Below are 10010 nucleotides of genomic sequence, written 5' to 3'. Positions count from 1 at the left end.
CCTGGTCGACCTGCACGGCCCGGGCGCCGGCGCCCGCCCCGCCATCCTGGCCCGGCGCCCGGCGCCGGTGCAGATCGCGTGGCTGGGCCATGCCGGCACCAGCGCCATGGCCGGCATCGACTATGTGCTGGCCGACGCCGTCGTGCTGCCGCCGGCGCTGGCGCCCTACTTCAGCGAACAGCCACTGTATCTTCCCGCCACTTTCCAGATCGGCGACCGCCAGCGCATCGTCGGTCCGCGCCCGCGCCGCGCCGCGTGCGGCCTGCCGGCAAAGGGCTTTGTGTTCTGCTGTTTCAGCGCCGCCGGCTTGCTGGCGCCGGAGCACTACGCCAGCTGGATGCGCATCCTGCGACGCGTGCCCGGCAGCGTGCTATGGCTGGCGGTGGACAGCGAAGCGGTGCGCGACAGGCTGCGCGTCGCCGCGCTGCGCCACAACGTCGCCAGCGATCGGCTGGTGTTTGCCGCCAGCCTGCACGGGCCGGGCCATCTGGCGCGGCTGCAGCTGGCCGGCCTGGCGCTCGATACGCAGCCGTGCAGCGACGGCGCGGCCGGCGCCGATGCGCTGTGGGCCGGGGTGCCGTTGCTGAGCAGCGCCGGACGCGGTTTCGCCGCCCGCGTCGGCGCCAGCCTGCTGCACGCGGCCGGGCTGCCGGAGCTGGTCGTGGACGGCGGCGCGGCATTCGAGGACATGGCGGTCAAGCTGTCACAGTCGCCACGCAAGCTGGGCGCGCTGCGCAATCGCCTGAAACGCGAGCGCGACAGCAGCGCCCTGTTCGACAGCCCGGCGCTGGTACGCAACCTGGAGCGCCTGTACCTGCGCGTGGCCCACGGCGCGCCGCCGTCCGGCGACGCCGACGCGGCGCCCCTGCACCCGGACGCCGGCCTGCCGCTGGTGAGCATACTGATCGCCGCCGGCGCGCCGGCGCGCGGCGGCGCCGACGCGCTCGAACGCAGCCTGCGCGGCGCCGTCGCACAAGACTACGGCCACGTCGAAATCATCGTCAGCGACAGCAGCGGCGACGACGCCGTCCGCGACCGCGTCGCGCCCTGGCTGGCGCGCCACCCGCAACTGCGCTACTGCCGCGCGCCCGGCCTGGCGCCGGACGCCAACCTCGATCACTGCCTGGCCCTGGCGCTGGGCCAATATATCGCCGTCACACCGCCGGGCGACACGCTGCAGCCGCAGCGGCTGACGCGCATGATGGCCTATTACCAGCGCTATCCGGGCGTCGGCCTGGTCGCCGGCTGGCGCCGGCCATGGAATGCCGACGCCGACACCCAGGGCCTGCCGGGCGCGCCGCTGTTCGGCGTCGACACGGTGATCGGCGGCGCCTCGCTGGGCGCGTTACTGCTGTCGGCCGACGGCGCCATCGCGGCGGCGCTGTCCGACCCCGGCGCCTTGCTGCTGCGGCGCGACGCCATCGGCGCCGGCTTTGGCCACTACCTGGGCCAGCGCTACCGCGCACTGGCCGGCGTGGCGACCGCGCTGTCGGCCTTGCCGGGCCGCGACTGCGTCTATCTGCCGGAACCCTTGTCCAGCTCGGCTCCGGTCCCGGCCGGCGCCGCCGCGGCGCAGGGCGCCGACCTGCTGGCGCGCTGCGTCGACAGCCTGCGCCTGCTGTACGGCGCCCATGCGCAGCAAGCCTTCCTGCCCGATGCGGCGCAGTTCAAACCGGTGCTGGCGGCGCGGCTGGCCGCGACGACGGCCATGTTGAGCGCGCGACACGCGGCGCTGGCCGGCATGGCCCCGACCGAGCTGGAACAGCTGCAGCTGGTTCTGCGCGAAGGCTATCGATTGCTGCTGTCGTGATCCACCATCACTCCTTGGCCGCCGCGCCACACCGGCGCAATTTGTTCCCGAAAAAACCGCCCCGCCCCGGCCGAGGCAGCAAAAATGGCGTGCTTTTCGTTTAAAATACGACGGCTGCGGCTGACCATATCCACCACACGAAGCACATCACACTCCACCGACAACCCGGCAAGCCGGCCGCCATCACGACGCCAGCCGCGCGCCTGCCCCTACCCCGATTGAATTCAGCCATGGAATCCCAAGACATCGTCCTGTCGATCTGCATCCCGACCCACAACCGCGCGGCCTTCCTGAAATACACGCTCGAGAGCATCGTCACGCAAGCGGCTTTCATAGTCGGCAACGATGTCGAAATCGTCATTTCCGATAACGACTCCGAGGATGACACGCCGGCGGTGGCGGCCGTGTTCGTGCAAGCGTTTCCCGGCAAGGTGCGCTACTACCGCCACGAAGAAGCGGTCACGCCGGAGGCCAATTTCGAATCCGTGCTGGCGCGGGGGCGCGGCCTGTACATGAAGCTGCACAACGACTACCTGCTGGTCAACGATGGCAGCCTGGCCGAGATCATCAACGTGATCCACGCCATGGCCGAGGAAAAGCCGGTGCTGTTCCTGACCAACGGCGTCCACAACCAGGGCAATCCGATCGAGGTGATGAATTCCATGAGCGACTTCGTGCGCCGGGTCTCCTACATCTCGACCTGGATCGGTGGCTTCGGCATGTGGCGCGAGGAATTCCACGCACTGAGCGATTTCGGCCGCAACCAGCAAACGCGGCTGGTGCAGACCGACGTGATGCTGCGCCTGATAAGCATGGGCAAGCGCGCCATCGTCCTGTTCAGCCAATATTTTTCCATGGTCAAGATGGGCCGCACGGGCGGTTACAAGAAGGGCGCCTACAATATCGCCGAAGTGTTCGGGCAGAACTACCTGAGCCTGCTAAAGCCCTATGTGCTGGGCGGCGCGCTCGACCGCATGACCTACGAGCGTGAAAAGAAGCTGATCCTGCTGCAGCACATCATCCCGGTCTACTTCGACACGAACAACGATTATCTGAAGACGGGCTTCTTTCGCTACCTGCACGATTACAAGGACGACGACTATTTCTACGAGGCGGTGGCGACGCTGGAGACCGACGTGCCCAAGCGCGCCGCCGCCACGCCGGTCCTGCCGCACAACGCCACGCCCGAACAACAGCAGGCGCACTGGCGCGCGCTCAACACGCACAACGCCACGACGCTGGCGCGGACGGCGGAGCACATCGATTTCCAGCGGGTCCGGGTCGGCCGCATGAGCGCTGGCGAACTGCGCATCATCACTGACGGCCCCGGCCACGCCAGCCTGAGCATCGGCAGTTTCTGCTCCATCGCCGGCGACGTCCAGTTCCTGGCCGGCGCCACCGCCGCGCATGACGGCGTCTCGACCTTCCCCCTGATGGCCCGGTATTTCGGCGAACATGCGGAAGCGGCGGCCGCCGCGGCGCTGGTGGTGGGTGACGATGTGCGGATCGGCCAGCGCAGCATGATACTGTCCGGCGTGACGATAGGCCAGGGCGCGGTCGTCGCCCCCGGCAGCGTGGTGAGCGCGGATGTGGCGCCGTACACCATCGTCGGAGGCAACCCGGCCGGTGTGGTCGGGCGGCGCTACGACGCGGCCGTGGTGCAAAAAATGTTGCGACTCGATTATTCCAAAGTCAGCGACGCGGCCATCCTGGCCCACCACGACCTCCTACGCCAGCCGCTCACCATCGACAACGTCGACGCCATCATCGACCGCTTGATGGCAGGCTGATTGCCAAGCCGACGGGTTTCCCGACCGGTGGCGTGGGGGCATCAGGGCTCGCGGATCGATTCGTCGACCGCCTTGGTCAGCGGCCACAGCAGATACGACATCACCGACCGTTTGCCGACGACGATTTCGGCGCTCAGCGTCATGCCCGGCAGCAGGTGGGAACCGGCGCCCATCTTTTTCAGGTGCGCGCCGCTGAAGGTGATGCGGCTCAGGTAATAGGCGTCCAGTCCCTGCGCCGGCGCGCCGGCCTCGCGCCGGAACGCGTCCTGGCTGATGGTGGCGACCTTGCCGTCGAGCGTGCCGTGCTGCTGGAACGAGAAGGCGTCGACCTTCAGGTGGGCCGGCGCGCCCGGCTTGATGTAGCCGATGTCGAGCGAGTCGATCTGCACCTCGGCCTCCATCTCGGCGCCCAGCGGCACCAGGGTGAACATGGTCTCGGCCTCGCGGATCACGGAACCGACCGACAGCTTGCCGGTGTCGAGCACGACGGCGTCGGCCGGCGCCACCAGCTGCACCAGCTGATGGCGCTTGTCGGCCTTGGCCAGCTGCTCGTTGACGCCGTCGCGGTCGCGCGTGGCGGCCAGTAAATCTTCCATCATCTTCTGGCGCCAGCCGTTGCCGAAGGCGGCGCGCTCGGCCTGGGCCGCGGCCAGCGAACCGGCCAGCTCCTGCGCCTTGTTCTGCTGGCTCACCAGGTCGCGCTCGACTTCGAGGCGGCGGTCGCGCGCTTCGAGCAGGTGCAGCTTGGCGCCGAACTGCTCGGCCATCAACTGCTCCTGCATCGATTCCATTTCGCGCAGCGACTTGACGCGCTGGCCCAGCACCTGCTGGTCGCGCTTGTTGGTCTCGACGGCGGCGCGCAGGCTGGCGATGTTTTGATCGAGCTTGGTCTTCTGCGAGTCGAAATTGGCCTGGCGCTCGCCCGACAGCTGCGATTGCAGCAGGTCGTCGGCGCTGCCCTTGCCGCTGCCGACCAGCTTGCCCGTGCCGGCGCCGGGCGCGCGCTGGCCGGACAGCTCGGCGCGCAAGCCTTCGGTCTGGGTGTCGAGGCTGCGCAAGCGGGTGCGCAGCTGGGCCTCGTCGGCCTGGGCGAAGGTCGGGTCCAGCGTGGCCAGCACCTGGCCCTTCTTGACGATCTGGCCGGCCTGGACGTCGATGCGCTGGATGATGGACGTCTCCAGCGGCTGCACCACGATGTTCTGCTGCGGGTTGACCAGACGGCCGCGGGCGACGACGACTTTTTCCACCTTCGACAGGCTGGCCCAGACGATGAAGGTCAGCAGCGCCAGCGCGAGCACGTGCAGCGTCAGCCGCACGAACCGGGGCAGCGGCCCGCGCTCGATGGCGTCGGCGTCGGGCAGGAACTCGATCTCGGTCTGATCGGCCCCGCGGCGGCGGCGCTTGTCGCCTACAGGTGGCTTGTTTGCTGGTTCCATAAGTGCTGGTAAGTGTCGCTACGGGTGAGCAGTTCGGTATGGGTGCCGGCATCCATCAGGCGGCCTTGCTGCATGACCAGGATGGTGTTGGCGTTGACCAGCGTCGACAGGCGGTGCGAAATCATGACGACGGTGCGCCCGACGGCGATGCGCGACAGGTTCTTGATGAAGATCGCTTCGCTCTCCGGGTCGAGCGCGCTGGCCGCCTCGTCGAGGATCAGGATGCGCGGCTTGGACAGCAGCGAACGGGCGATCGAGAGCCGCTGTTTCTGGCCGCCGGACAGGTTGGCGGCGTTTTCCTCGAGCATGGTGTCGTAGCCCATCGGCATGCGCTCGATGAATTCGTCGGCGCCGGAGGCCGCCGCCGCCTCCAGGATTTCCTCGAACGAGGCGTCGGGCTTGGTGACGGTGAGGTTTTCGCGCACGGTGCCGCGGAACAGGAAGTTTTCCTGCAGGACCACGCCGATCTGGCGCCGCAGATGCGACAGCTCGATCTCGCGCGCGTCGATGCCGTCGAAGCGGACGATGCCTTCGACCACCGGATAGAGGCCCTGGATCAGCTTGGTCAACGTGGTCTTGCCGGAGCCGCTGCGGCCGACGATGCCGACCACCGTGCCGGGATGGATGGTGAAGCTGGCCCGGTCCAGCGCCATGTTTTGCGCGCCCGGATAGCGGAACACCACGTCGTCGAAGCGGATCTCGCCGTTCAGGACCGGCCGCAGGCCGCCGGCGCCGGCGCGCCCTTCCGGCGCCCGGTTCATCACTTCGCCCAGCATTTTGACGGACAGCGCCGTCTCCTGGTATTCATTGACCAGCGCCACGATGGAAATCAAAGGCCCGGTGACGCGGCCCGACAGCATCTGGAAGGCGATCAGGGCGCCGACCGACATGCCCTGGTCGAACACGTCCTGGGCGCCGAGCACGATGATGGTCACCGGCAGCAGCTTGCCGAGGAAGTCGGTGATGGCGTTGCCGGTGATGGAAATCTGGCCGACCCGGAAGTGCATGGTGATGGCCTCGGCCGAGCGCTGGTCCCAGATGCGGCGCTGGCTCGGTTCGATGGCCAGCGCCTTGACGGTGCGCATGCCGTGGATGGTCTCGACCAGCATGGCCTGGCGCTGGCCCTCGGCCGAGTACAGCGCGTTGAGGCGGCGCTGGAATACCGGCACCATGCCCATGACGACGCAGGCGATCAGGATGGCGAACAGCAGCACCACCGAGGCCAGCTTGAAGGAATAGGCGAACAGCACCGGCACGAAGACCACCAGGGTGATCAGGTCGAGGCCGGTCATGAACAGGCGGCCGGTCAGGAAGCCGCGGATTTTTTCCAGCTGCTGCATGTGGCGCGACACCACCCCGGCCGAGGTGGTCTCGAAATAATCGATGGGCAGCGACAGCAGGTGGGCGAAGGTGCGGCGCGTCAGCCGCATGTCGATCTTGTTGCCGGCGGCCAGCGTCAGGGTCTGGCGCAGGAAGCCGAACACGGCGTCGAACACCAGCGCCATCACGATGCCGACGGCCAGCACCCACAGCGTCGTCACGCTCTGGTGGGTGAGCACCTTGTCGATCACCAGCTGGAAAAAGATGGGCGAGGCCAGCGCCAGGATCTGCATCGCGATGGCGGCGATGAAGATGTCGCGGAACGCCGCTTTCTGTTTAAGGATCTCGGGGATGAACCAGCGCAGGCCGAAGGGCTGGTTGGGATCGGTCAGGCGGTGCTGGCGTTTGACGAACAGCACCTCGCCGCTCCAGCGCGCGCCGAACTCGGCGCGCGTGGCCATCACCACGGCGGCGTTTTCCGCGATCGGGTTGAGCAGCGCGATCTGGCTCTCGCCGTCGGCGCCGCTATTGATCCCGACCACGATCACCATATTGCCGTCGTCCAGGCGCGCCATCAGCGGGAACACGCCGCCCTGGGCCAGCAGGCGCGACCAGGTGAGCCGGTCGCTCTTGGCTTTCAGGCCGATGTCGGCGGCTATCCGCAGCAGCAAGTCGTTGCCGGGCTCGGCGGCCGCCAGCGCGTAGTCGTCGATCAGGCGTTCAGGGTTGATTTGCAGGCCGTGATGCTGCGCGATCGCGGTCAGGCACTGGATCGCGGTGTGGGGGAATTTATCGTGCATAAGACCGTGCAGAAACCGCGGGCAGAGGAGCAGATGACAACATTAGTGTGCACCTTCTTGTATGAGCATATGGAAAATCGGTGGCGCGCCGCCGCCGTGTATGCCGCCTTGGGATTTTACCGCAGGCTCGACACTCCCGGCGCATTAAATGATAACAGCGGGCACATAAAAAAAGCGGTAAGACTGGAGGGTCTTACCGCTTCTGTTCCAGCGATGGCGCACCGGTTGCCCGGTCCGCCATCGGCGAGGTTTGCTTCCTTTACTTCTGCGGCGTGGCCAGGAAGCCGGTGCCGTGGGCACCATGCAGCGCGTTCAGGCGCAGCGTGGTGTCGGTCGGCGCCGTCGTGGTGCTGCCGAGCAGCTTGCCGTCGGCATCGAAGCGTTTCAGCACGTCCGCCATCTGGGCCACGCTGGTCGACACCGTCGCGCTCTTCACCGCGGCGCTGACGTCGAGCTTGGACAAGGCGCTGGCCGGGACGCTGCTGCCGCCCTCGAACGTGGCCATCGCCCGCACCAGGTCGGTGACGCTGCCGCGCAGGCCGGCCGGCGTCGCCGCCGGTGCCGGTGTGGCCGCCGCACCCTGTGCGAGCCAGACGTCGCCGGCGGCGTGGCTGGCGCCGTCGGCCGTGTTGTAGGTCGACGTCAGGCCAATGATGTTGCCATTGTCCAGGGTGCCGCCCTTCGCCACGTCCAGATTGAGCTGGGTGATGTTCAACGAGGCCAGCGATTTCAGTTCGCCCGCTTCGGTGATGCCGTCGGCATTGCTGTCGACCCACACGGCGAGCTTGCTGAAGTCCTTGTCGGCGCTGTTGACGACACCGTCATGGTTGGTGTCGAGCTCGGCCAGGGCCTGGTAGCCGCTGGCCGCCTTGCTGCCGTCGGCCAGCGTGGTGCCGGAACCGAACAGTTCGGAGCCATCGTCGATGCGGCCGTTGCCGTTCAGGTCTATGGCCAGCAAGCCATCGCCGCCGCCGACCCAGCCGGTGTTGGCCTTGTTGCCGTTGGCCGCCAGGTCGAAGTGCACGCCGGCGCCCAAGCCCAGGGTCTGGAGGCCGTTGCCGTTCAGGTCCAGCATGATAGGCGTCAAGCTCTGCAGATACTGGATTTCGTTCGTCGGCAGCGACTGGATCTGGTCGCTGCTCAGGGAATGCAGCTGCAGCGTCGTCATCGCATGAATCTGCGCCGTCGTCATCGCCACCAACTGGTTCGTGGTCAGCGACGAGTACTGCGCCGTCGTCATCGAAGGCAACGTGGTGGTCTTCAGCGCGGCGATTTCGTTGGTCGTGAGCGCAGCGACCGCGGCGGTGCTCAGGCCGACGATCTGGCGGCTGGTCAGCGTGCTGATTTCCAGCGTCGTCAGCGCCACCACCTGCGCCGTCGTCAGCGCTCCGAGCTGGTCGGTGGTCAGCGCCGCGAACTGCGCCGTTTTCAAGGCGGCCAGGTCGTCGGTGTTGAGGGCGGCGAAGTCCGTGGTGGTGATCGCCGCGATCTGGCCGGTGGTCAGCGCCACGATATCGTTGGTGCTGAGGCTGCTGATCTGGCCGGTCGTCAGCGCCGCGATCTGGGCCGTCGTCAAGCCCGCCAAGGTCGACGTTTTCAGCGCTACCAGGTCGGCCGTGGTCAGCGCCACGATGGCGGCGGTGCTCAGCGACACGATCTGCGCGCTGCTCAGGGCGGCGGACTGGCCGGTCGTCAGGGCGGCGATCTCGTCGGTCGTCAACGATTTCACCTGCGACGTCGTGAGGGCGGCGAGCGCCGTCGTCGACAGGGCGGCGAAGTCGTTGGTGCTCAGGTTGGCCAGCGCGGCGGTGGTCAGCGCCACCGCTTGCGACGAGGTCAGCACGGCCACGTCGCGGGTGCTCAGCGCGGCCGCTTGATCGCTGTTCAGGGCGGCGATCGCGGCGGTGCTCAGGGCCACCGTCTGGTTGGTGCTCAGCACGCCAACCTGGTCGGTCGTCAGCCCGGCGATCTGGGCCGTCCGCAGACCGGCGACGCCGGCCGTCGTCAAGCCAACGATATCGGCAGTTTCGATGGCGGCGATGTCGTTGCTCGACAGCGAAGCGACTTGCGCGGTCGTCAGCGAAGCGAACTGATTCGACGTCATGGCGACGATCTGGTCGGTGGTCAGGCCGGAACCGATATCGGCCGTGCTCAAGGCCACCAGCGAGGCCGTGGCCAGGCTGGCGATCTGGTTGGTCGTCAGCGCACCGATTTGCAGCGTCGACAGGCCGGCGATCGAGGAGGTCTTGAGCGCGTTCAAGGCGTTGGTGCTCAACACCGCGAGCTCATCGCTGGCCAGCGCGGCGACTTGGGCGCTGCTCAGCGAGAGCGCTTCGGCCGTCGTCAGCGCGGCGGTTTGCGCCGTGGTCAAGGCCTTGATCTGGTTGGTCGTCAGCGCGGCAATGGCGGACGTCTTCAGTACGGCGAAGCCATCGGAGGTCAGCGCGGCGATGTCGGCCGTCGTCAGGGCCAGAACTTGGGCCGAGCTCAGCGTGGTCGCTTCGCCCGTCGTCAGGGCGGCGATGTCGTCGCTGTTCAGACCGGTGATGGCGGCCGTCGTCAGCGCGGCGACCTGGTTAGTCGACAGGCTGGCGACCTGGCCGGTCGTCAAGCCGGCGACCTGGGCCGAGCGCAGTGCGGACACACCGGCCGTGGTCATGCCGACGATGTCCGCCGTCTGGATGGCGGCGATGTCGTTGCTCGACAGGGCAGACACTTGCGCGGTGGTCAGGGCGGCGAACTGGTTCGACGTCATGGCGACGATCTGGTCGGTCGTCAGGCCGTTGGCGATATCGGCCGTGCTCAGGGCCGCGAACGAGGCCGTGGCCAGGCTGTTGATCTGGTTGGTCGTCAG

Annotated in this window: 5 protein-coding genes; 2 read left to right on the top strand and 3 right to left on the bottom strand. The window is 67.6% G+C overall.

Annotation, left to right across the window (positions count from 1 at the left end):
- On the top strand, positions 1–1810 hold a 1810-nt coding region (locus tag Q0S71_RS27255; protein WP_296002932.1), incomplete at its 5' end, for a glycosyltransferase.
- 230 nt (positions 1811–2040) lie between these two features.
- The gene (locus Q0S71_RS27250; RefSeq protein ID WP_296002930.1) at positions 2041–3600 is read left to right on the top strand and encodes a glycosyltransferase; all 1560 of its coding nucleotides are present in this window, start codon (positions 2041–2043) and stop codon (positions 3598–3600) included.
- 41 nt (positions 3601–3641) lie between these two features.
- On the opposite strand, the gene Q0S71_RS27245 is transcribed toward Q0S71_RS27250, so the two are convergent.
- The 3 genes from Q0S71_RS27245 to Q0S71_RS27235 all read right to left on the bottom strand — a co-directional run.
- On the bottom strand, positions 3642–5036 hold the full coding sequence (locus tag Q0S71_RS27245) for an HlyD family type I secretion periplasmic adaptor subunit (RefSeq protein ID WP_296002927.1): 1395 nt from the start codon (positions 5034–5036) through the stop codon (positions 3642–3644).
- Positions 5009–7156, bottom strand: coding sequence for a peptidase domain-containing ABC transporter (locus Q0S71_RS27240; protein ID WP_296002924.1), 2148 nt, complete (start codon positions 7154–7156; stop codon positions 5009–5011). Before Q0S71_RS27240 ends, Q0S71_RS27245 begins: the two co-directional genes overlap by 28 nt.
- 259 nt (positions 7157–7415) lie before the next feature.
- On the bottom strand, positions 7416–10010 hold a 2595-nt coding region (locus Q0S71_RS27235), incomplete at its 5' end, for a beta strand repeat-containing protein (RefSeq protein ID WP_367185346.1).

This window comes from Rugamonas sp. (genome assembly GCF_025354735.1).
In the GTDB taxonomy this organism is placed as follows: domain Bacteria; phylum Pseudomonadota; class Gammaproteobacteria; order Burkholderiales; family Burkholderiaceae_D; genus Rugamonas.
This window is presented reverse-complemented; position numbering and strand designations above follow the sequence as displayed.